The 22,620-nt window shown below is 71.9% G+C and carries 20 protein-coding genes; 14 read left to right on the plus strand and 6 right to left on the minus strand.

The genetic code is table 11. From position 1 onward, the window contains the following. Positions 1-5: 5 nt before the first annotated feature. From pabB to holA, 5 genes are all read left to right on the plus strand, one after another. Positions 6-1,538 carry an aminodeoxychorismate synthase component I gene (gene pabB / locus ACFVS8_RS00625; RefSeq protein ID WP_387056665.1) on the plus strand — a complete coding sequence of 511 codons (1,533 nt, stop codon included), beginning with the start codon at positions 6-8 and terminating at the stop codon, positions 1,536-1,538. Between the two features lie 149 nt (positions 1,539-1,687). Continuing rightward, positions 1,688-4,255 (plus strand): leucine--tRNA ligase, encoded by a 2,568-nt coding sequence (leuS, locus tag ACFVS8_RS00630; protein WP_387056666.1) that lies wholly within the window; start codon positions 1,688-1,690, stop codon positions 4,253-4,255. Positions 4,256-4,365: 110 nt separating this feature from the next. Next, on the plus strand, positions 4,366-5,160 hold the full coding sequence (locus ACFVS8_RS00635; protein WP_387056667.1) for a ComEA family DNA-binding protein: 795 nt from the start codon (positions 4,366-4,368) through the stop codon (positions 5,158-5,160). Next, a complete protein-coding gene (locus tag ACFVS8_RS00640; protein WP_387056668.1) occupies positions 5,161-7,578 on the plus strand; it encodes a ComEC/Rec2 family competence protein in 2,418 nt (805 codons plus the stop codon). A gap of 23 nt (positions 7,579-7,601) precedes the next feature. Then, positions 7,602-8,639 (plus strand): DNA polymerase III subunit delta, encoded by a 1,038-nt coding sequence (holA, locus tag ACFVS8_RS00645; RefSeq protein ID WP_387056669.1) that lies wholly within the window; start codon positions 7,602-7,604, stop codon positions 8,637-8,639. A 33-nt stretch (positions 8,640-8,672) separates the two neighbouring features. On the opposite strand, the gene ACFVS8_RS00650 is transcribed toward holA, so the two are convergent. The 4 genes from ACFVS8_RS00650 to ACFVS8_RS00665 all read right to left on the minus strand — a co-directional run bounded on the left by ACFVS8_RS00650 (position 8,673) and on the right by ACFVS8_RS00665 (position 12,618). Beyond that, positions 8,673-9,902: a Fic family protein gene (locus ACFVS8_RS00650; RefSeq protein ID WP_387056670.1), complete on the minus strand. Its 1,230-nt coding sequence runs from the start codon at positions 9,900-9,902 to the stop codon at positions 8,673-8,675. Positions 9,903-10,135: 233 nt separating this feature from the next. Then, entirely contained in the window at positions 10,136-10,396 is a 261-nt protein-coding gene (rpsT, locus tag ACFVS8_RS00655; RefSeq protein ID WP_092966030.1) for a 30S ribosomal protein S20, read from the minus strand. Positions 10,397-10,612: 216 nt separating this feature from the next. Further along, the gene (locus ACFVS8_RS00660; RefSeq protein WP_387058121.1) at positions 10,613-11,242 is read right to left on the minus strand and encodes a response regulator; all 630 of its coding nucleotides are present in this window, start codon (positions 11,240-11,242) and stop codon (positions 10,613-10,615) included. Between the two features lie 131 nt (positions 11,243-11,373). Next, positions 11,374-12,618 (minus strand): sensor histidine kinase, encoded by a 1,245-nt coding sequence (locus tag ACFVS8_RS00665; protein WP_387056671.1) that lies wholly within the window; start codon positions 12,616-12,618, stop codon positions 11,374-11,376. A 172-nt stretch (positions 12,619-12,790) separates the two neighbouring features. On the opposite strand from ACFVS8_RS00665, the gene lepA reads away from it, so the two are divergent. From lepA to hemW, 3 genes are read left to right on the plus strand one after another with little or no spacing between them, the layout of a single operon-like run. Then, positions 12,791-14,644 (plus strand): translation elongation factor 4, encoded by a 1,854-nt coding sequence (gene lepA / locus ACFVS8_RS00670; RefSeq protein WP_387056672.1) that lies wholly within the window; start codon positions 12,791-12,793, stop codon positions 14,642-14,644. An 11-nt stretch (positions 14,645-14,655) separates the two neighbouring features. Beyond that, positions 14,656-15,306 carry a DUF1990 family protein gene (locus tag ACFVS8_RS00675; RefSeq protein ID WP_387056673.1) on the plus strand — a complete coding sequence of 217 codons (651 nt, stop codon included), beginning with the start codon at positions 14,656-14,658 and terminating at the stop codon, positions 15,304-15,306. Between the two features lie 2 nt (positions 15,307-15,308). After that, positions 15,309-16,535 carry a radical SAM family heme chaperone HemW gene (gene hemW / locus ACFVS8_RS00680; protein ID WP_387056674.1) on the plus strand — a complete coding sequence of 409 codons (1,227 nt, stop codon included), beginning with the start codon at positions 15,309-15,311 and terminating at the stop codon, positions 16,533-16,535. 23 nt (positions 16,536-16,558) lie between these two features. On the opposite strand, the gene ACFVS8_RS00685 is transcribed toward hemW, so the two are convergent. Together ACFVS8_RS00685 and ACFVS8_RS00690 are read right to left on the minus strand one after the other, a co-directional pair. Next, positions 16,559-16,942 (minus strand): DUF4870 domain-containing protein, encoded by a 384-nt coding sequence (locus ACFVS8_RS00685; protein ID WP_387056675.1) that lies wholly within the window; start codon positions 16,940-16,942, stop codon positions 16,559-16,561. A gap of 117 nt (positions 16,943-17,059) precedes the next feature. After that, positions 17,060-17,503, minus strand: coding sequence for a DUF4870 domain-containing protein (locus tag ACFVS8_RS00690; RefSeq protein ID WP_387056676.1), 444 nt, complete (start codon positions 17,501-17,503; stop codon positions 17,060-17,062). A gap of 193 nt (positions 17,504-17,696) precedes the next feature. Between ACFVS8_RS00690 and hrcA the strand changes: the two genes are divergently transcribed. From hrcA to ybeY, 6 genes are all read left to right on the plus strand, one after another. Further along, positions 17,697-18,719 carry a heat-inducible transcriptional repressor HrcA gene (gene hrcA, locus ACFVS8_RS00695; RefSeq protein WP_387056677.1) on the plus strand — a complete coding sequence of 341 codons (1,023 nt, stop codon included), beginning with the start codon at positions 17,697-17,699 and terminating at the stop codon, positions 18,717-18,719. A gap of 46 nt (positions 18,720-18,765) precedes the next feature. Further along, on the plus strand, positions 18,766-19,866 hold the full coding sequence (dnaJ, locus tag ACFVS8_RS00700) for a molecular chaperone DnaJ (protein ID WP_387056678.1): 1,101 nt from the start codon (positions 18,766-18,768) through the stop codon (positions 19,864-19,866). An 11-nt stretch (positions 19,867-19,877) separates the two neighbouring features. Beyond that, complete coding sequence (locus ACFVS8_RS00705) at positions 19,878-20,612, plus strand: 16S rRNA (uracil(1498)-N(3))-methyltransferase (RefSeq protein WP_387056679.1); 735 nt, start codon at positions 19,878-19,880, stop codon at positions 20,610-20,612. A gap of 24 nt (positions 20,613-20,636) precedes the next feature. Continuing rightward, complete coding sequence (locus ACFVS8_RS00710) at positions 20,637-20,993, plus strand: HIT domain-containing protein (protein ID WP_387056680.1); 357 nt, start codon at positions 20,637-20,639, stop codon at positions 20,991-20,993. A 145-nt stretch (positions 20,994-21,138) separates the two neighbouring features. Continuing rightward, the gene (locus ACFVS8_RS00715) at positions 21,139-22,161 is read left to right on the plus strand and encodes a PhoH family protein (RefSeq protein ID WP_387058123.1); all 1,023 of its coding nucleotides are present in this window, start codon (positions 21,139-21,141) and stop codon (positions 22,159-22,161) included. Continuing rightward, complete coding sequence (ybeY, locus tag ACFVS8_RS00720; protein ID WP_387056681.1) at positions 22,158-22,619, plus strand: rRNA maturation RNase YbeY; 462 nt, start codon at positions 22,158-22,160, stop codon at positions 22,617-22,619. The genes ACFVS8_RS00715 and ybeY overlap by 4 nt, the downstream gene beginning before the upstream one ends. Position 22,620: the final 1 nt, after the last annotated feature.

Genomic DNA, 22,620 nt, shown 5'->3' on the forward strand with positions numbered 1-22,620 from the left:
AACGGATGCCGCGCCGAATCCGACGCCGCCGGCTCGACGGGTGGCTCGATCCGCACCTGCTCTTCCGCGCGCACTGCACCGATGCCACCCATGTCGTCTGGCTCGACGGCGGGGCCGAGGCGACCTCGGGCATCAGCGTCATCGCCGTCGCGCACCCCGGCAGCGAACTCCTGACGGCGGATGTCGCGGCGGGCACGATCTCGTCGTCGCGACCCGTGTCGGCCGACGCCGCCGTGCAGACGCGCCCCGCCGACGTGCGCGACCTGTTCGAGGCCCTCGCCGAGCGTCTCGCGGAGCATCCGACGAGCGCGGGTGACCCGATCGGCGAACGCGACGGCGGCGGCGCCGTGCGCCCGCTCGGCTGGTTCGGCTGGTTCGGCTACGAGCTCGGCGCCGAGCTGGTCGGGGTTCCCTCGGCCGTCGCCGAGACGCCCGACGCCGCGTTCCTCTGGGTCGATCGGGCGGTCGTGTTCGACCACGCCGAGCGCGAGGCCGAGCTGGTGTGGCTCGACGGCGACGGCGACGGCGACGGTGACGGCGGCGACGGTGTTGCGGCCGGGGCTTGGGCCGACGAGCTGGTCGCCGTCTGGGAGCGGCTCGCACGCACGTCCGCCGAACCCGGCGTCGCCGACGAGGCGGTGCAGCCGGAGGCATCCGCGCGCCCGTCGCCCGTGCCCGGACCAGGCCCGACGGCGCCGGTGCCCGCGCGCTGGCGCCACGACGCGGCGACGTACGCGCGCCTCATCGGCGAGTGCCAGCAGGCGATCCACCGCGGCGACGCCTACCAGCTGTGCCTCACGAACCGCGTCGACGTCGACGTGCGGCCCGACCCCGCGAGCACGTACCTGGCGCTGCGCGACTCCAGCCCGACCCACCACGGCGGCTACGTCCGGCTGGGCGACCACGCCCTGCTCAGCGCGTCGCCCGAGCTGTTCCTCCACGTCACGCCCGACGGCGTCGTCTCGACGAAGCCCATGAAGGGCACGCGCCCGCGGCACGACGACCCCGAGCGCGACCGGCGCCTGCGACGCGAGCTCCACGAGAGCGACAAGGAGCGAGCCGAGAACCTGATGATCGTCGATCTCATGCGCAACGACCTCGGGCGCATCGCCGAGCTCGGCACGGTCGAGGTGCCGAGTCTGCTCGCGGTCGAGGAGTACCCGCACGTGCACCAGCTCGTCTCGACCGTGCGCGCCAGGCTCCGGCATCCGCTCACCGCCGTCGACGCGGTGCGCTCGGCGTTCCCGGCCGGATCGATGACGGGGGCGCCCAAGCACAGCGCGATGCGCATCCTGCACGAGCTCGAGGGTGGCCCGCGCGGCGTCTACTCCGGGGCCTTCGGATACCTCGCGGTCGACGGCTCGCTCGACCTCGCGATGGTCATCAGGTCGATCGTGCTGGGCCCGACCGGCGCCTCGATCGGCACGGGCGGCGGCATCACGGCGCTGTCGGTCGCGGCCGAGGAGGTCGAGGAGACCCGGGTCAAGGCCAGGGCGCTGCTCGCGGTGCTCGGCGCCGAGGGTGCCGCGAACGGCTGACGGGCCGGTCGGGACACCTCGCGGTGCGCCCGATTCGCGTGGGGCGCGCGCCCATCGCGAGTGAGTAGGCTTGATGACCGGTGCGTCGACGTCTGGCGCACCCCGAAAGCACTGCGGGAAGCCCGCATATCGACACGATTGAGAGTCACGTGGCACACGATCAGCACGAGGTCGACCCCGGAGCATACGACTTCGCCGCCATCCAGGAGAAGTGGCTGCCGGTGTGGGACGAGGCGAAGCCGTTCGCGGCCGGTCGCCCCGGTGACACGAAGCCGCGCAAGTACATCCTCGACATGTTCCCGTACCCCTCGGGCGACCTCCACATGGGCCACGCCGAGGCGTTCGGCTACGGCGACATCGTCGCACGCTACTGGCGGCACCAGGGCTTCGACGTGCTGCACCCCATCGGCTGGGACTCGTTCGGCCTGCCCGCAGAGAACGCGGCCATCAAGCGCGGCGTCGACCCCCGCGGCTGGACCTACGAGAACATCGACCAGCAGAAGCGCTCCTTCCGCCAGTACGCGCCGTCGTTCGACTGGAGCCGCGAGCTGCACACGAGCGACCCCGAGTACTACCGCTGGAACCAGTGGCTCTTCCTGAAGCTCTACGAGAAGGGCATCGCCTACCGCAAGGCCGGCCAGGTCAACTGGTGCCCCAACGACCAGACCGTGCTCGCCAACGAGCAGGTCGTCGACGGCCACTGCGAGCGCTGCGGCGCCGTCGTCACGAAGAAGGCCCTCACGCAGTGGTACTTCCGCGTCACCGACTACGCCGACCGCCTGCTCGACGACCTGAACCAGCTCGAGGGCGCCTGGCCCTCGAAGGTGCTGTCGATGCAGCGCAACTGGATCGGCCGCTCGGCCGGTGCCGACGTCGAGTTCGAGATCGAGGGGCGCGACGAGCGCATCCCCGTGTTCACGACCCGGCCCGACACGCTCTTCGGCGCGACGTTCATGGTCGTCGCGCCCGACTCCGAGCTGGCCGCAGAACTCGCCGCCGGGGCATCCGACGAGGTGAAGGCCCGCTTCGAGGGCTACCTCGACTCGGTGCGCACCGAGAGCGACATCGACCGCCTCTCGACCGAGCGCCCGAAGACGGGCATCTTCCTCGAGCGGTACGCGATCAACCCCGTGAACGGCGAGCGCATGCCGATCTGGGCCGCCGACTACGTGCTGGCCGACTACGGCCACGGCGCGATCATGGCCGTGCCGGCGCACGACCAGCGCGACCTCGACTTCGCGCGCGCGTTCGACCTGCCGGTGCGCGTGGTCGTCGACACGAACCAGCCCGTCACGGGCGTGATCCCGGTGATCCCGCTCGACGAGAACGGCGTGCCCTACCTGCCCGACGACCTGCCCCCGCTGAACCCCGGCGAGACGGGCGTCGCGCTCACGGGCGAGGGCCGCCTCATCAACTCGGGTCCGCTCGACGGCCTCTCGAAGTCGAACGCGATCCGCCGCGTCATCGAGCTGCTCGAGCAGCGCGAGCTCGGCCGCGCCGCGAAGAACTTCCGCCTCCGCGACTGGCTCATCTCCCGCCAGCGCTACTGGGGCACCCCGATCCCGATCATCCACTGCCCCGACTGCGGCGAGGTGCCCGTTCCCGAGAGCGAGCTGCCGGTGCGGCTGCCCGACGCCGCCGGTCTCGACCTCAAGCCGAAGGGCTCCAGCCCGCTCGGCGCGGCCGAGGACTGGGTCAACGTCTCGTGCCCGAACTGCGGGGGAGCGGCGCGCCGCGACTCCGACACCATGGACACGTTCGTCGACAGCTCCTGGTACTACCTGCGCTACCTCAACCCGACCGACGAGGGCGTCGCCTTCGACCCGGCCGAGGCCGAGAAGTGGGCTCCGGTCGACCAGTACGTCGGCGGCGTCGAGCACGCGATCCTGCACCTGCTCTACTCGCGCTTCATCACGAAGGTGCTCTTCGACGCCGGATACCTGGGGTTCACCGAGCCGTTCACGTCGCTGCTCAACCAGGGCATGGTGCTCATGGACGGCTCGAAGATGTCGAAGTCGAAGGGCAACCTCGTCGAGTTCGCGTCCGAGCTGCGCGCCCACGGCACCGACGCGCTGCGCGTGACGCTCGCGTTCGCCGGGCCGCCCGAAGACGACATCGACTGGGCGGATGTCTCGCCGACCGGCGCGGCGAAGTTCCTGGCCCGTGCGTGGCGCATCGCCGGCGAGGTCACCTCGAGCCCCGACGTCGAGTGGAAGACCGGAGACACGGCGCTCCGCCGCATCACGCACCGGCTGCTCGCCGACGCGCCCGGCCTGATCGAGGCGTACAAGTTCAACGTCGTCGTCGCACGACTGATGGAGCTCGTGAACGCGACCCGCAAGGCGATCGACTCGGGCGTCGGTGCGGGCGACGCGGCGGTCCGCGAATCCGCGGAGGTCACGGCGATGATCCTCGACCTGTTCGCGCCGTACACGGCGGAAGACATGTGGGAGCGGCTCGGCTACCAGCCGACGGTCGCCCTCGTGCCGTGGCGCAAGGCCGACCCCGCGCTCCTCATCGAGGAGTCGGTGACGGCCGTCGTGCAGGTCAGCGGCAAGGTCCGCGACCGCATCGAGGTGTCGCCGAAGATCTCGGGCGAGGAGCTCGAGGCACTCGCGCGGGCGTCGGAGGCGGTGGCCCGCACCATCGGAGACCGCGAGATCGTGAAGGTCATCGTGCGTGCGCCGAACCTGGTGAACATCGCCATCAAGGGCTGACGTGCCCCCGGAGGGGCGACCGCTCCTCCCCAGCAGGCGATCGGCGGCGGCCGGTCGGGCTCCGGCCCGGCCGGCCGCCGTGCTGTCCGGGCCGTCGGTAGCGTGCGGGGATGCCCGCTGAACCCCTCGCGCGAGACGCGCCCGAGCCCGTCCCGAGTGCTGCGGTCGGCGCGATCGACGTCGCATCGCTCGACCTCACCGCGCTCGACCCCGCGGCCCGCCGCGCGGGGCCGAGGGTGCGGCTCGCGGTGGGTGCGGCGGTGGTGCTGTTCGTGGCGTCGGTCGCGGTGGCGGCCGTCATCTCGTTCTCCTCGGGCGGCGGCGGCGTGCAGCAGGTCATCGGTGGGCCGTCCGCGGTCGACGGCGGTGGCTCCGACGCGCCCGGGAGTGCGGCCGCCGCGAGTCGGTCGGGCGGTGCCGATGCCGACGAGCTGCCGGGCGGAACCGTCGATGCGCCGCTGCCGCTGCTCGTGCACGTGCTGGGCGCCGTCGCACGACCGGGCCTGGTCGAGCTCGACGCGGGCGCCCGGGTGGTCGACGCCGTGGCAGCCGCCGGCGGGTTCACGGCCGACGCCGATCCTGCCGGCGTCAACCTCGCGCGGCCTGTGGTCGACGGCGAGCAGCTGGTCGTCCTCGCGATCGGCGAGGTTCCCGCGGCCGAGGCGGCGGGCGCCGGTGCGGGTGCCGCGGGCGGTGGCGGCGCGGCGTCCGATGGACTCGTGCACCTGAACACCGCGGGCGTCGCCGAGCTCGACACGCTGCCGCGCATCGGGCCCGCGCTCGCGCAGCGCATCCTCGACTACCGCGAGGCCAACGGGCCCTTCACGAGCGTCGACCAGCTGATGGACGTCACCGGCATCGGCGACGCGGTATTCTCCGGGCTCTCCGACCTCGTGGCGCTCTGAGTGCACGACCTCCGCCTGCTGCTGCCCGCGTGCAGCGCATGGGTCGCCGCATGGGCGGCGATCACCCTGCCGTCGGCGGGCGTCGACGCGCAGGCGGTCGCGTGGTCGCTCTGGGGCGCCGCAGCGGCGGTGCTCGTCGTGCTCGCGGGGGGCCGGGTGCTCGGGCGTCGCCGGCGCGGGTGCGATCCCACCGGCTCAGATGCGGCTCTCGCCCGCATCCCACCCGCACGGGCCCGACGGCGCGTGTCGGGCGCAGCCGTGGCGGCCGGACTGCTCGTGGCTCTCTCGTGTTCGGCCATGGCGGCGACGAGCGCGGCGACGCAGCTCGCGGAGCGCGCGCGGTCGCCGCTCGCGACGGCCGCCGAGACGAGGAGCACGGTCGCGGTGGTGGTCGAGGCGACCAACGCCCCGCAGCCGATGCGCGCGGCGGTCTGGGCGGCCGACGAACCGATGGTCGAGATCGACGGAGTGCTCGTGAGCGTCGGCGGGGAGCCCGTCGGGCCGGTTCCGGTCACCGTCGGCGTTCCGGAGACCACGGGCGTCGAGTGGGGTACCCGGGTCGCGCTCCGGGTTCGCGTGCAGCCGCTCCCGGCCGAGGAGCCGAACGCGTTCCGCCTCGTCGCACCCGATCGGGTCGAGGTCGTCGGAGGTCCGCCGCCGTGGCTCGACTGGGCGTCCACCCTCCGGCACGGGTTCGCGGATGCCGCGAAGGGGCTCGACGGCGACGGGGCGGCCCTCGTGCCGGGGCTGGCGATCGGAGACACGTCAGCGGTCGGCGCCGAGCTCGACGCGGCGATGAAGGCGAGCTCCCTCACGCACCTCACCGCGGTCTCCGGGGCGAACTGCGCGATCGTGACGGCGGCGGCTTTCGGGCTCGCGGCCGCGTGCGGGTTCGGTCGGCGCACGAGGGTCGTGGTCGCGCTGGTCGCCCTTGCGGGCTTCGTGGTGCTGGTGACGCCGCAGGCGAGCGTCGTGCGGGCCGCGGCGATGGCCGTGGTGATCCTCGTCGGCGTCGCGTCCTCCCGACGGTCGGGCGGGGTGTCGGCGCTGTCGCTCGCGGTGGTGCTCGTCCTCGCGCAGAACCCGTGGCTCGCGCGCGACTACGGCTTCGCGCTGTCGGCGGCCGCGACGGCGGGTCTGCTCCTGCTCGCCGGTCCGCTCGCCAGGCGTCTTGCCGACGTGATGCCCGCTCCGCTCGCCGTGTCGCTCGCCGTTCCGGTGGCCGCGCAGCTGGCGTGCCAGCCCGTGCTCGTGCTGCTCGACCCCGCTGTCGCCGTCTACGGCGTGCCCGCGAACCTCCTCGCCGCGCCCGCCGCCCCCGTCGGCACGATCGTCGGCATGCTCGGATGCCTCGTGCTGCCGTTCCTGCCGTCGGTCGGGTTCGCGTTCCTGCAGGTCGCCTGGGTGCCCGCATCGTGGATCGCGCTCGTCGCGCACGGCGCAACGGCGCTGCCCGGAGGGCGCCTGCCGTGGCTGCCCGACGCCGTGGGCGCCGTCACCATGCTCCTCGCGACCTGCGCCGGCCTCTGGCTGCTCCTCTCGCGCCGCCGCAGGCCCGCGGTGCGCCGCGCGGTCGCCACGGCCCTCGTGCTGCTGGTCGCGGTGCCGCTCGGCGTCGTGCTCGGTCCGTCGGCGGTCGCGAGGGCCACGCATCCGGGCCGGTGGGATGTCGCGAACTGCGACGTCGGCCAGGGCGATGCCGTGCTCGTGCGCTCCGAGGGGGCGACGGCACTGTTCGACACCGGGCCCGACCCGTCGGCGCTGCGGGCGTGCCTCGAGCTGCTCGACGTCGAGACGATCGACCTGCTGGTCCTGACGCACTGGGACGCCGACCACGTCGCAGGAAGCCCCGCCGTCGTCGGCATGGTGTCGACGGTCGTGCACGGCCCGCTCGACGGCGAGCGATCCGCCCGCGTGCTCGACCCGCTCGTGGCCGGCGGTGCCGACGCGGTCGAGGTCGAGTCCGGCCGTCGCGGCGCGCTCGGCGCGTCGCGCTGGCGGGTGCTCTGGCCGCCGCCCGAGACGATGCCGGGCAACGACGCCAGCGTCGTGCTCGAACTCGACGGCCCCTTCGGCCGCGCCCTCCTCCTCGGTGACCTCGGCGAGGAGGCGCAGTCCCGCATGCTCAGGGCCGCACCGATCGGACCGGTCGATCTCGTGAAGGTCGCGCACCACGGTTCGGCCGACCAGAGCGAGCGGCTCTACGAGGAGCTCTCCGCGACGATCGGCATCATCGGCGTGGGCGTCGAGAACGGCTACGGGCACCCGACCGATGGGCTGCTCGACCTGCTCGCGCAGGCCGGCACGGTGCCGGTGCGCAGCGATCGGAGCGGTACGGCCCTGCTCACGTCGAACGGTGACGGCGGGTTCGCGCTCTGGACCGAGCGAGGCCCGGGCGCTGTCGCACCCCGCCCGTAGACTTGAGCCGAAAGGGAGGTGCCGTGGCAGCTCGAACCGGTGGCGGTGGGCGCGGCAACGCGCGGGCCAAGGCTGCGGCGATCCCGCAACTGTCGTACAACCAGGTTCGCCCGGCTCCGATCGTGCTCGTCTCGGGCCCCGAAGACGTGCTCGCCGAGCGTGCGTCGAACCGGCTCCGCGAACTCCTCCGCGCCGAAGACCCCGCGCTCGAGGTCAGCGAGATCTCGGGCGACGCCTACCAGCGCGGCGAGCTGCTCACCCTCGCCAGCCCCTCGCTCTTCGGCGAGGCGCGGCTCATCCGCATCGACGGCACCGAGAAGGCGACCGACGACCTGATCCTCGACATGGTCGAGTTCGTGGGCCAGCCCACCGAGGCCGTCACGGTCGTCGTGCGGCACCGCGGCGGCGTGCGCGGCAAGAAGATGCTCGACGCGATCCGGTCCGGCGAGGGCGAGGCGATCGAGATCGTGTGCGCGGAGCTCAAGCGCGAGGCCGACAAGCAGGACTTCGTGCAGACCGAGATCCGGGCGGTCGGGCGCTCGATCGCCCCGAGGGCGCTGCGAGCCCTCGTCGCGGCCTTCGCCGACGACCTGGCCGAGCTCGACGCCGCCTGCCGTCAGCTGCTCGCCGACACCCCGGGCGACATCACCGAGGCGGTCGTCGCCAAGTACTACGGCGGGCGCGTCGAGACGAACGCCTTCGAAGTGGCCGACGCGGCGATCGCGGGCCGCTACGGCGACGCCCTCGTCGCATTGCGGCACGCCCTCGACAGCGGCGCCGACCCGGTGCCGATGGTCGCGGCCTTCGCGATGAAGATCCGCACGATGGCGAAGGTGTCCGGCGTGCGCGGCGGGGGAGCCGGGGTCGCGAGCTCGCTCGGGCTCGCTCCGTGGCAGGTCGACCGGGCCAGGCGCGACCTCGCCGGCTGGACCGACGAAGGCCTGCAGCAGGCCATCGTGCAGCTCGCGCGTACCGATGCCGCGGTCAAGGGCGCCGAGCGCGATCCCGTCTTCGCCCTCGAACGGCTCGTCGGCGTCATCGCCTCGCGCGGGCGCGCCTGAGTCCTGGTCTTCGCCGGGTGCGGTCTGCGACGGTCAGTCGCCGATCACCTGCGAGGCGCGGGAACCGATGCGCGCCCCGAGGTCCTCGAGTTCGTCGAGCACGTCGGTGACGCCCCAGATCTGGTCGCGTGTGCGGTCGGTCAGGGGCGCGATGACGCCCGCGCCGGCCAGGCGCTCGATGGCGCGGTACGTCGCGGGCGTCGACAACCCGAGCCGCCGTTCGAGGTCGTCGGCGGTGAACACCGGGGTCGTCGGCAGCGACGCCAGCACCCGCGACGGCGCGCTCGCGGCCCGCGGCCGACCCGTCGCCTCGGCCCACCGCTCCGGCATCGTCGCCAGGCGCGAGCCAGTGACGAGGGCCTCCTCCGACGCGACGGCCGCCGATCGGGCGAACGCCCGCACGATCGGGCCCGCGTCGCCTGCACGATACCGGTCGAGCGTCGCGAAGTACGACTCCCGACGCGCGACCAGCGCCGACGCGATCGGCACCACGACGCGGCGCGCGACCCCGCGCTGCCTGATGACGGCCGCGGCGAGGGCCCGTCCGATGCGCCCGTTGCCGTCGGTGAAGGGGTGGATCGACTCGAACTGCGCGTGCGCGATCGCGGCCTGCACGATGGCCGGAAGGTCGCGGCGGCCCGTGAACGACATGAGGTCGTCCATGAGCTGCGGCACCCGGCCGGGCGGCGGGGGCACGTACAGCGCCATGCGCGGGGAGTGGTTCGAGCCGCCGATCCAGTTCTGCATGTCGCGCCAACGGCCGGCGTAGCTGCGCTCCGTTGGATCGTGCGCCATCAGCAGCCGGTGCGCATCGCCGATCCGCTCGGCGGTGATCGGCCCGTCGAGGAGGCGGTCCATCGCACCGGAGGCGGCGACCATCGACGTCGCCGACGAGTTGGCCCTGACCCCGTGCATGGCCCGCGCGAAGTCCTGGATGCTCGCGTCCTCGTGCTCGATCTTCGAGGAGGCGACGGACTCCGCCCGCAGCAGCAGGGTGGCGAGCGGGGAGAGCTGGTCGCCGCTCAGCTCATCGAGCCGGGCGATCGCCTGGAGCGCGTCATCGCACTCGGCGAGCAGCGGGTTCGGGATGCGGAGGTCGAGATCACCGAGGTCGGGCGGGATCGACACCTCGATGCGATCGAGCATGCGGTCCTGCGCGGTGCCGCCGCGGTGGGTCTGCCGCCAGGGCACCTCGAGCCGCTCGTGCGGCGGGACGACGATCTCGCTCTGCGATCGATCGGCGTCGCCTGCCCGATCATCCATGTGAGAGGACCTCTTCCCCTGTTCTCAGTTATGCGGCATAAGTGAGAATAGCGGCCCTGGTGTTCTCAGTCCAGCGATGTCGGCGGCGCCGAACGCCGTCGCCGGCAGGTGGGGCCGTGGCGGCGGGTCCGTGACTGCGGTGGCAGCCAGGCCGCCGTGGCGCCGAACCCGCCGCGCAGACGACGAACGCCCCGCACGACGAGCGTGCGGGGCGTTCGATCAGGTGGTGCGCCTTAGAGGGCGGCAACCTGCTTCGCGATGGCCGACTTGCGGTTCGCGGCCTGGTTCTTGTGGATCACGCCCTTGCTGGCGGCCTTGTCGAGCTTGCGACCTGCGACGCGGACGGCAGCGGTGGCCTTGTCCTTGTCACCGGTGGCGATGGCCTCGCGAGCGGCGCGGACGGCGCTCTTGACCTCGCTCTTGACGGCCTTGTTGCGCTCCTGAGCCTTCAGGTTCGTCTTGATGCGCTTGATCTGCGACTTGATGTTTGCCACGTGGTTCGTCTTTCGTTCTTGTGCGGGTACCGGATGTGCCGAGCGAAGGTAGAGGGGCCTCGCGCGGCGAATCGTGCGGGGTGGGACCCACACGCAAGCCAACAGACAACGATACCAGCAACGCGTGCATGGCACCAATGCGGTGGCCGCGGCATCCGATCCGGTCCAGTCGGCGGGTCGGCGGGTCGGCACTCGGCGACCAGCGACCGGCGACGCTCAGTTCGAGCGGATGATGCCGAGGTCGCGCGCCCGTGCGACCGCCGCGGTGCGCGAGCCCACCTCCAGCTTGGCGAAGATGTGCACGAGATGCGACTTCACCGTCGCCTCGCTGAGGAAGAGCGCCTTGCCGATCTCGCGGTTCGTGCGGCCGCTCGCGACGAGCCCGAGCACCTCGGCCTCGCGCCCGGTCAGGCGCTCGAGGCCGCCGTTCGCGTCGAGCCGCGACGAGACGCCCGGCGCGAACGCGGGCTCGCCGGTCGCGGCGGTGCGGATCGCCGCGACGAGCTCGGCAGGCGGCGCGTCCTTCAGCAGGTACCCGCTCGCTCCGGCCTCGATCGCGCTCAGGATGTCGGCGTCGGTGTCGTAGTTCGTGAGCACGAGCACGCGCGGCGCGTCGGACTGCGAGCGGATGTGCCGCGTCGCCTCCGCGCCCTGCATGTCCGACGGGAACTGCAGGTCCATGAGCACGACGTCGACGCCCCCGTCGGCCGCGCGCCGGACGGCGGAGTCCGCCCGATCGACGTCGGCGACGACCTCGAGGTCGGGCTCGGCCTCGAGCATCGCGCGCACTCCGGCACGTACGACCGGGTGATCGTCGGCGATCAGCAGGCGGATGCCGCGGCGCACGCCCGCGACGTCGTCACCGCCGGCGACCGCCCCGCTCGACGAAGCCCCGCTCGAGGCCGCAGCCCCGCTCGACTCGGCCCCGTTCGACAGGGCCCCGCCCGCGGGCTCCCCGTGCGAGCCCTCCGGCGCGCTCACGGCGCCACCACGGGGATGCGCACGGACACGGCCGTGCCGTCGCCGGGGCCGGACTCGACCTCGACCGTGCCGCCCTCGCGCTCGGCGCGCTCCCGCATCGCCCGCAGGCCGAACTTCAGCTCCGAGCCGGGCTCGCGCGCGATCGCGGCGGGGTCGAACCCGATGCCGTCGTCGACGACGTCGAGCGCGATCTCGTCGCCGAGGTAGCTGAGCGTGAGCTCGGCGCGGGTCGCGCGGGCGTGTCGCAGCACGTTCGCGAGGGCGCCCTGCGCGATGCGCAGCAGGGTCGCATCGATCGACATGGGCAGGGTCACGGCCTCGCCGCTGGTCGCGAACGAGACGCGGGTCGCCGACCCGGCCTGGGCGGCCTGCTCGTCGACCGCGGCGGCGAGGCGCCGGAGCGCCGAGGGCAGGGTCTGCTCGTCGAGCGACGGGGGACTGAGCTCGCGGATGAAGCGGCGGGTCTCCGCGAGGTTCTCGGAGGCGGTCTCGCGCGCGAGTCGCAGCTTGTCGAGCGTGCGATCGTCGGCGACGTCGCGCTCGGCGGCGTGCAGCAGCATCTGGATGCTCGAGAGCCCCTGGGCCACGGTGTCGTGGATCTCGCGCGCGATGCGCTCGCGCTCGGCGAGCGTGCCGGCCTCGCGACTGGCCGTCGCCAGCTCCTCGCGGGTGGCGATGAGGTCGAGGATGAGCGCCTGGCGGTCCTTCGTCTCCTGCGCCATGGCGCGGTACCCGAGCCCGATCACGATCGCGACGCCCGCGCTGATGAGCGGCCCGAGGATCGTGCCGACCTCGAATCCGAGGTGCGTCGCCGTGCCCCACACCGAGAGGCCGAACGTGACGATCACGAGTGGAACGGCGAGCGGAGCGGCGAGCACGTGCAGCTCGAGGAAGAACAGGGGGAACGCGAGGAACGCGGCATCCGGGGTCAACGCCGACATGGCCGCCCAGAGGGCGAGGAGCGCCGTCAGCCACACCACTCGCGCCCATTGCGGGAGGTTCCGGTGCCCGGTCGCGATCCCGGCGCCGTAGCAGGCGAGGAACGCGATCGAGAGGATCGTGACGGGCACCTCGGTCGGGCCGTCGGCGAGGAGCGCGCGGATCATCACGAACAGGGCGAGGCCGATGACGAGCACGTGCAGCCCGAATCGGAGCGTGACGAACACCGGCCGCAGTGCCGAGGGCGACACCCGTCCGAAGTCGACGACGGGGAGCGGTGCGGGTGCGGCTGACGCGGTCATGGTGCGAGTCAGCGTAGCCGCGGCCGCCTGCGCGCGGCATCCGTCGAAAGTGCGAGGCGGACGTGCGAGGCGAGAATTCGCGGCGAACGTGCGAGGCGAACGTGCGAGGCGAACGTGCGAGGCGAACGTGCGAGGCGAGAGCGCGGAGGAAACTCGTGGGAGAATCGTCGGGATGTCTCCGAGAGCTGTTACCCCGCCGGTGCCCGCCGCCACCGATCCCGCGCTGATCCGCAACTTCTGCATCATCGCGCACATCGACCACGGCAAGTCGACGCTCGCCGACCGCATGCTCGGTATCACGGGCGTCGTCGCCGATCGCGACATGCGCGCGCAGTACCTCGACCGCATGGACATCGAGCGCGAGCGCGGCATCACCATCAAGAGCCAGGCCGTGCGCATGCCGTGGCAGGTCGGCGGCACCTCGTACGCCCTGAACATGATCGACACCCCTGGCCACGTCGACTTCAGCTACGAGGTCTCGCGTTCCCTCGCCGCGTGCGAGGGCGCGATCCTGCTGGTCGACGCGGCGCAGGGCATCGAGGCCCAGACGCTCGCGAACCTCTACCTCGCGCTCGAGAACGACCTCGAGATCATCCCGGTGCTGAACAAGATCGACCTTCCCGCGGCCGATCCCGAGAAGTACGCCCGAGAGCTCGCCGACCTCATCGGCGGCTCGCCCGATGACGTGCTCAAGGTCTCGGGCAAGACGGGCCTCGGCGTCGAAGACCTGCTCGACCGCGTCGTCGAGCGCATCCCTGCCCCCGTCGGCGACGCCGACGCACCGCCGCGCGCGATGATCTTCGACTCCGTCTACGACAGCTACCGCGGCGTGGTCACGTACGTGCGAATGGTCGACGGCAAGTTGAACCCGCGCGAGCGCATCCAGATGATGTCGACCAAGGCCACGCACGAGATCCTCGAGATCGGCGTGAGCGCGCCCGAACCCGTGCCCACCAAGGGCCTCGGGGTCGGGGAGGTCGGCTACCTCATCACGGGCGTGAAGGACGTGCGCCAGTCGAAGGTCGGCGACACGGTCACCACGGCCGTGAAGCCCGCGACCGAGGCGCTCGCGGGCTACACCGAGCCGCTGCCCATGGTCTACTCGGGCCTGTACCCGATCGATGGCAGCGACTATCCCGAGCTCCGCGAGGCGCTCGACAAGCTCAAGCTCTCCGACGCGGCGCTCGTGTACGAGCCCGAGACCTCGGTGGCGCTGGGCTTCGGCTTCCGCGCCGGGTTCCTCGGCCTGCTGCACCTCGAGATCGTCACCGAGCGCCTGCGCCGCGAGTTCGGGCTCGACATCATCAACACCGCACCGTCGGTCGTCTACGAGGTCACCACCGAAGACAGGAAGACCGTGACGGTCACGAACCCGAGCGAGTTCCCGACCGGGGCGAAGATCTCCGAGGTGCGCGAGCCCATGGTGAAGGCCGCGATCCTCGCGCCGAAGGACTACGTCGGCACGATCATGGAGCTCTGCCAGTCGCGCCGCGGTGCGCTGCTCGGCATGGAGTACCTCGGCGAAGACCGGGTGGAGATCCGCTACAACATCCCGCTCGGCGAGATCGTGTTCGACTTCTTCGACCAGCTGAAGTCGAAGACGGCCGGGTACGCGTCGCTCGACTACGAGCCGGTCGGCGACCAGGCTGCCGACCTCGTGAAGGTCGACATCCTGCTGCAGGGCGAGCAGGTCGACGCCTTCAGCGCCATCGTGCACCGCGACAAGGCCTACGCGTACGGCGTGCTCATGACCGGTCGCCTGCGCGAGCTCATCCCGCGGCAGCAGTTCGAGGTCCCGATCCAGGCGGCGATCGGCGCGCGCATCATCGCGCGCGAGTCGATCCGCGCCATGCGCAAGGACGTGCTCGCCAAGTGTTACGGCGGTGACATCAGCCGCAAGCGCAAGCTCCTCGAGAAGCAGAAGGAGGGCAAGAAGCGCATGAAGATGGTCGGCCGCGTCGAGGTGCCGCAAGAGGCGTTCATCGCAGCGCTGAGCGGCGACGTCGAGAAGAAGGACAAGAAGTAGCAGGTTTCCCGATGACCCGACGCAGTACCTTCACCGATCAGTCCGTCACGTACGGCTCGATCGGGGCGACGCTCGAGCCCGATCTCCTGCGCTACCCGCCGACGGGATACCGACCCGCCGAAGACACGGTTCGGCTCGGCAGCGGCGTCGAGCGCTTCCAGCGTGCGGCCGAGGCGCTCATGACCTGGGGCATCCAGCGCGGCGCAGGTTACGAGGTGACGGATGTCTCCGCCGGCACCGGCGCGCAGTATCCGGGCATCGTGTACGACGCCGAGGGCGCGCCGCTGGCCGAGCAGCCGGGCCCGCGCACCGAGGACCGCTTCGGCGAAGACGGCACCGCGTACATCGCGTCGGGCATGCAGGCGACGCTCGTGCGCCGCGGGCGGTTCCGCTCGCACGCGACGCCGGTGCTGGTCGTCTACGTCATCGACGAACCCGACCGCGTGGGCTACGCGTTCGGCACCACGGGCGACGGCCTCGAGAGCGGCGAGGAGTCGTTCGTGCTCGAGCGTCGCGACGACGACACGGTGTGGCTCACGATCCGCTCGTTCCGGGCGACGGCCGGCGGCGCGAAGCGCGTGCTCGCACCGTGGGTGCGTCGGCGCCGCCGCGAGCTGACCCGCCTGCAGCTGCGCGCCCTCCACCCCGCCGGCGGCGTGTAGGCGTGGGTTCCGCGCTGCCGCTCGGCGATCCGGCACCGCTCGACGGCCTGCTGCCCGCCTCCGCAGCGGTCGACGCCCGCGACCGCGCGCTCGGCGTCTACGTGCACGTGCCGTTCTGCCGGGTGCGGTGCGGGTACTGCGATTTCAACACCTACACTGCGAGCGAGCTCCGCGGTGCCCGCCAGGTCGACTACGCCGACCAGGCGATCGATGAGATCCGGATGTCGCGGCGCGTGCTCGCGACATCCGGAGTCCCGGATCGCGTGGCCGAGACCGTCTTCTTCGGCGGCGGCACGCCGACGCTCCTACCGGCCGACGATCTCGTGCGCATGCTCGGGGCGATCCGCGACGAGTTCGGGCTCGCGAGCGGCGCGGAGGTCACGACGGAGGCGAACCCCGACTCGGTCGGGCGCGAAGACCTGCTCCGTCTCGCGGAGGGCGGGTTCACCCGCGTCTCGTTCGGCATGCAGTCGGCCGTGCCGCACGTGCTCGCCGCGCTCGACCGCACTCACGACCCGGCCAGGGTGCCGCTCGTCGTGCGCTGGGCGCGCGACGCCGGCCTCGACGTGAGCCTCGACCTCATCTACGGAACGCCGGGGGAGTCGCTCGACGACTGGCGGCGCAGCGTCGAGGCGGTCGTCGCCGAGCGGCCCGACCACGTGAGCGCGTACGCGCTCATCGTCGAGGAGGGCACGAAGCTCGCCAGGCAGATTCGTCGAGGCGAGCTCGCGCAGCCCGACGACGACCTCGAGGCCGACATGTACGAGCTCGCCGACGAGGCGTTCGGCACCGCGGGCTTCGAGTGGTACGAGGTCAGCAACTGGGCGACGGATGCCGCGCACCGCTCCAGGCACAACCTCGGGTACTGGCGGGGCGACGACTGGTGGGGCGTCGGACCGGGCGCGCACAGCCACGTCGGCGGGGTCCGCTGGTGGAACGCGAAGCATCCGTCAGCCTATGCGGAGCGGCTCGCCGCCGGGCACTCGCCGGCCGTCGGTCGCGAGGTGCTCGACGCGCCGACCCGAGAGACCGAGCGCGTGCTGCTGCTCACCCGCATCCGCGAGGGCATCGACATCGCCTCGCTGCACGCGGGGGGCCGGCATGCCGTGGCGGGCCTCATCGCCGACGGCCTGGTCGACGCGAAAGCCGCCCTCGCCGGTGGGCTCACGCTCACGAGGCGAGGGCGGCTGCTCGCGGACGCCGTCGTGCGGCGCCTGCTCGAGGACTGACGTCCTCGGTCAGCTCGTGGAGCTCAGCTCACGAACTTGATCGAGAGCGGGTACGTGTAGGCCTCGCCCTGGTTCGCCTTGATCGCGGCGATGATGCTGAACACGATCACGATGACGGCGACCGCGATCGACAGGAAGATGCCGATCACGACGAGCCACAGGATGCTGCTCACGATCGCGGCGATCGTCATCGTGATCTGGAAGTTCAGCGCCGTGGCGGTGTGCGCGCGCACGAACGGTCCCTTGTCCTTGAGGACCAGGTATCCGATCAGCGCGGGGATGAAGCCGAAGAAGATGCCGCCGATGTGCACGAGCGTCGCCCAGAGCTTCTCGTCGTTCGGGCTCAGGGGCGGGCTCTGCTCGTACGGGCTCTGCGGCGGCGGCGGGGGAGGGGGAAGGTCGGACATCGTCTTCTCCTGTTCGGATGCGCCGATCCGGCGCGGTGACTGCGGACGCCACCATGCTGGCACAGCAACGCCCGCCGCGGGAGGGTGACGCTCCCGCGGCGGGCGATGTGCGCTGCGCTACTTGATGAGGCGGATGGCGAAGGGGTAGCGGTAGTTGCGACCCTCCTTCGCCTGGAGGAAGGCGATGATCGAGAAGACCACGCCCACGATCCAGACGGCCCACGAGAGCAGGCCGAGCACGCTGCCGAGGCCGAACGTGATGATCGTGATGATCGACGTGAGGATGAAGATCGCGATCTGCGCGAACACCAGCGTGATCTGGAAGTTCAGCGCCTCCTTCGCCTCGGTGTCCGTGAAGGACCCGCGGTCCTTGAAGACGAGCCAGATGATGAGCGACGGCAGGAAGCCGAGGATTCCGCCGAGGTGGGCGAACGAGCCCCACTGCACGTCCTGCTCGTGCGAGAGCGGTGCCGCGGGCGCGCCCGGCTGCGGTGCGGCCGGCTGCTGCGGCGGCGTGGGGGGCAGGTTCGGATCAGCGGGGCCTGCGTTGGGATCGGACATGGTGCGCGCCTTTCGGGGTTCGGGGGTCGTGACCCGATGCCGCGAGGGGTGGGCGGTCGCAGCGTGAGATGCCTCGGATCATGCCAAAGGTAGCGCCGGGCAGGAGTGTCGGCAATGGGGATTACCCTGAGTTCCGCGGTATGATTGGCACTCAGGTCTGATGAGTGCTAACCGCACGGCGAAAGCGAGGAACATGGTCTCCGAACGCAGCCTCGCCGTGCTCAGGGCGATCGTGCAGGACTACGTCGCGTCGCGCGAACCGGTGGGCTCCAAGGCCATCGTCGAACGGCACGCGTTCGGGGTCTCGGCGGCGACGATCCGCAACGACATGGCCCTCCTCGAAGAGGAGGAGCTCATCGTCGCGCCGCACACGTCGTCGGGCCGCATCCCGACCGACAAGGGCTACCGCGTCTTCGTCGACCAGCTCACCGAGGTGCGCCCCATGACGCGCGCGCAGCGGCATGCCATCGAGACCTTCCTCGGCGAGTCGAGCGACCTCGACGAACTGCTCGCGCGCACGGTGCGCCTGGTCTCGCAGCTCACCAAGCAGCTCGCGGTCGTGCAGTACCCGAGCTTCGGCAGCGCGCGCGTGCGCCACATCGAGCTCGTCTCGCTCGCACCCGAGCGCGTGATCTGCATCCTGATCACCGATTCGGGGCAGGTCGAGCAGCGGGTCGCCGACCTGCCGTTCCCCGTCGACGAGACCACGCTCGCCGCGCACCGCACCCGCCTCAACGAGCTCGCCGGCGGTCGGGCGATGGCGGATGCCGCGGAGTCGCTGTCGACCGGGTTCGCCGACGTCCCGCCGGCCGACGCGGCCGTGCTGCACACGCTCGCGGCGACGCTCGCCGACCAGGCACGCGCCCAGCGTCAGGACCGCCTGGTCGTCGCGGGCGCCGCGAACCTCGTGCGCACCGAGCAGGACTTCGCGGGCTCCATCCTCGGCGTGATCGAGGCCATCGAGGAGCAGGTGGTCCTGCTCCGCCTGTTCGGCGAGATGTCCGGCGACGAGCACGCCGTCGCGGTGCGCATCGGCCGCGAGAACGCCTCGTTCGGCCTCGGCGAGACCTCGGTGCTCTCGAGCGCCTTCGAGATCCCCGGGCGCGACGTCTCGCGTCTCGGCGTCGTCGGCCCCACGCGCATGGACTACTCCCACAGCATGGCCGCCGTCCGCGCGGTCGCCCGATACCTCTCCCGCACGCTCGGCGAGAACTGAGCAGCCGGCCCCCGCCGGCATCCGCTATCGAAAGGACACGCCCTCCGTGGCAGACCACTACGAGGTCCTCGGCGTCGCACGCGACGCATCCCCCGACGAGATCAAGAAGGCGTACCGACGCCTCGCCCGCGAGCTGCACCCCGACGTCAACCCCGGCGCCGAGGCGTCCGAGCGGTTCAAGTCGGTGACGCACGCCTACGACGTGCTCTCCGACCCGAAGCAGCGCCAGCAGTACGACCTCGGCGACCAGGGCGGCTTCGGCGGCGGGCAGGGCTTCGGCGGCTTCGGCGACATCTTCGAGACCTTCTTCGGCGGCGCCCAGCAGAGCCGCGGTCCGAGGTCGCGGCGCGAGCGCGGCCAAGACGCGCTGATCCGCGTCGAGGTCGGCCTCGACGAGGTCGTCTTCGGCACGCACCGCGACATCGAGGTCGACACCGCGGTGGTCTGCGGCACGTGCCACGGATCGTGCTGCCAGCCGGGCACGTCGCCCGTCACGTGCGACATCTGCGGCGGCACGGGCTCGATCCAGCGCGCGGTGCGCTCGTTGCTCGGCAACGTCATGACCTCGAGCCCCTGCGGCACCTGCCGCGGGTACGGCACCGTCATCGCGACGCCGTGCGTGACCTGCCAGGGCCAGGGCCGGGTGCGCGCCCGCCGCACGGTTCCCGTCGACATCCCGGCGGGCGTCGACACCGGCGTGCGCCTGCAGATGCCGGGCTCGGGCGAGGCCGGCCCCGCCGGCGGCCCGAACGGCGACCTGTACCTCGAGATCAAGGTCAAGAACCACGACGTGTTCAGCCGCAACGGCGACGACCTGCTCGCGACCCTCTCGGTCTCGATGACCGACGCGATCCTCGGCACCACGGCGACGATCGAGGCGCTCGATGGCGACGTCGAGGTCGAGATCAAGGCGGGCCTGCAGAGCGGCGAGATCCTGACCGTCAAGGACCGCGGCGTCTCCAAGCTCCGCGGCAGCGGGCGCGGCGACCTCCGCATCGGGGTGCAGGTCGTCACGCCCACCAAGCTCTCGACGAAGGAGCGCGACCTGGTGCAGCAGTTCGCTGCGGCGAAGAAGGCGCCCGCGCCCGAGCTCGCGCACTTCCAGCAGGGCCTGTTCGCACGGCTCCGCGACAAGTTCCTCGGCTGACGGATGCCGCGATGAGCCATCACTACCTCGACGAGCAGCTCGACCTGGCGGGCGCCGCCACGGGCGACGTCGTGCGCCTGACGGGCGACGAGGCGCGTCACGCCGTGACGGTCTCGCGGGTGCGCGTCGGAGAGCAGCTCTCCGTCGGCGACGGCCGTGGCTCGCTCGCCGCGGCGACCGTGATCGAAGCCGCCCCTCGGGAGCTGGTGCTCGAGCTCGGCGAGGTCGTGACCTCGCCGGCGCCGGGCCCGCGCATCACGCTCGTGCAGGCCCTCGCCAAGGGCGACCGCGACGAGCTCGCGGTGCAGGCGGCGACCGAGCTCGGCGTCGACGCCATCGTGCCGTGGGCCGCGACCCGCTCGGTGTCGCGGTGGGAGGGGCCGAAGGTCGAGAAGGGCCGGGCCCGCTGGGCGACCATCGTGCGCGAGGCGACCAAGCAGTCGATCCGCGCGTGGATGCCCGAGGTCGGCCCGCTGACCCCGACCGCCCGACTCGCGGCCCTGCTCGAGGGGCAGCGGGTGCTGCTGCTCGAGCCGACGGCCACGACCCCGCTCACATCGCTCGACGACGACGGCCGCGACCTCGCACTCGTCGTCGGGCCCGAGGGCGGCATCGCCCCCGCCGAGATCGAGCGGCTGGTCGCCGCCGGCGCCGAGGCCGTGCGGCTCGGCGGGTCGGTGCTGCGCACCTCGACGGCCGGGCCGGCCGCAATCGCCGTGCTGAACGCCCGCCTCGGGCGGTGGTGAGGCATCCCTCGCTACGATGGAAGCATGACCGAGACCGCCGAGCCGACCCTGTTCGAGCGCATCGCCGCGCGTGAGATCCCGGCGAGCATCGTCGCCGAGACGGCGAACGTCATCGCGTTCCACGACATCGCGCCGAAGGCGCCGGTGCACGTGGTCGTGACGCCGAAGTCCGGCGCCTACCGCGACGTCGTCGAACTCGCCGCGGGCGACCCCGCACTGCTCGCCGAACTCGTCGAGGTGGCCCGGGGCATCGCCGCCGACCTGGCCGACGGCGACTTCCGCCTCGTGTTCAACACGGGCGCGGGAGCAGGGCAGACCGTGTTCCACGTGCACGCCCACGTGCTCGCCGGCGGCCTCGAGGAGGCATCGCTTGGCGGCTGACCCGCACGACGAGCACCCCGACCACCCCGACGACGGCGTGCGTCCCGCAGCGGATGCACCCGTCGAACGACGCACCGACCGACCGACCGCCGAGGCTCCGGCCTCGCGCGGCGACGAAGAGCGCCTCAGCATCGACGGCATCGCCATGGTGCGCCTGCTCGGACCGCAGGACCGCCTGCTGACGACGATCCAGCGCGAGTACCCCGACGTCGAGGTGCACGTGCGCGGCAACGAGATCGGCATCCGCGGCAACCCCGACGAGCGCGTGCGCGTGCGTCGCCTGATCGAAGAACTCCTGGAGCTGGTGCGAGCCGGCCAGGATCCGACACCCACCGAAGTGAGGAGCTCGGCCCGAATGCTCGAAGCCGATCCCAACGCCAGACCGTCCGAACTGCTCGGGCAGGTCATCGTCTCCGCGCGCGGCAAGACCATCCGGCCGAAGACCGAGGGCCAGCGCGCGTACGTCGACGCCATCGACGACCACACCGTCGTCTTCGGCATCGGCCCCGCCGGCACGGGCAAGACCTACCTCGCCATGGCCAAGGCCGTGCAGGCGCTGCAGCGCAAAGAGGTGAGCCGCATCATCCTCACGCGTCCCGCCGTCGAGGCGGGCGAGCGCCTCGGCTTCCTGCCGGGCACGCTCACCGACAAGATCGACCCGTACCTGCGGCCGCTCTACGACGCGCTCAACGAGATGATGGACCCCGAGATGGTGCCGAAGCTCCTCGCGTCGGGCACCGTCGAGGTCGCCCCGCTCGCGTACATGCGCGGCCGCACCCTGAACGACTCGTTCGTCGTGCTCGACGAGGCGCAGAACACGACGCCCGAGCAGATGAAGATGTTCCTCACGCGACTCGGATTCGGCTCGAAGATGGTCGTCACGGGCGACATCACGCAGGTCGACCTGCCGGGCGGCGCGAGCGGGCTCCGGCTCGTGACCCGCATCCTCGACCGTATCGACGACATCCACTTCGCGCGCATGACGAGCGCCGACGTCGTGCGGCACACGCTCGTCGGCCAGATCGTCGACGCGTACACCGAGTACGACCAGCGCACCCAGGCGCAGCGGTTCGAACGCGACCAGGCGCGCGAGTTCGCGAACCGTGCCGAACGACGCGGGCATTCGGCTCCGCGCGACCATCTCCCTCGAAGGGGCACCAACTCGTGAGCATCGAGGTCAACAACGAATCCGCCGTCGAGGTCGACGAGGCGGTGCTGCAGCGGCTCGCCGTCTACGTGCTCGACGCGCTGCACGTGCACGCCGACGCCGAGCTGGCGATCGTCCTGGTCGACGAGGGCGCCATGGAGCAGCTGCACGTGCAGTGGATGGACGAGCCGGGGCCCACAGACGTGCTGAGCTTCCCGATGGACGAACTGCGTCCGGGCAGCGAAGACAACCCCGCCCCGCCCGGGCTGCTCGGCGACGTCGTGCTGTGCCCGCAGGTCGCCGAGGCCCAGGCCCGCACGGCCGGGCATCCGCTCATCGACGAACTCCTGCTGCTCACGACGCACGGCATGCTGCACCTGCTCGGCTTCGACCACGCCGAGCCCGAAGACGAGAAGGAGATGTTCGGCCTGCAGCGCGACCTCCTCGTCGGCTTCACCATGCAGGAGCGCCGTCGCTGAC

This window comes from Agromyces sp. NPDC058110 (assembly GCF_042884735.1).
Taxonomy (GTDB): Bacteria; Actinomycetota; Actinomycetes; order Actinomycetales; family Microbacteriaceae; genus Agromyces.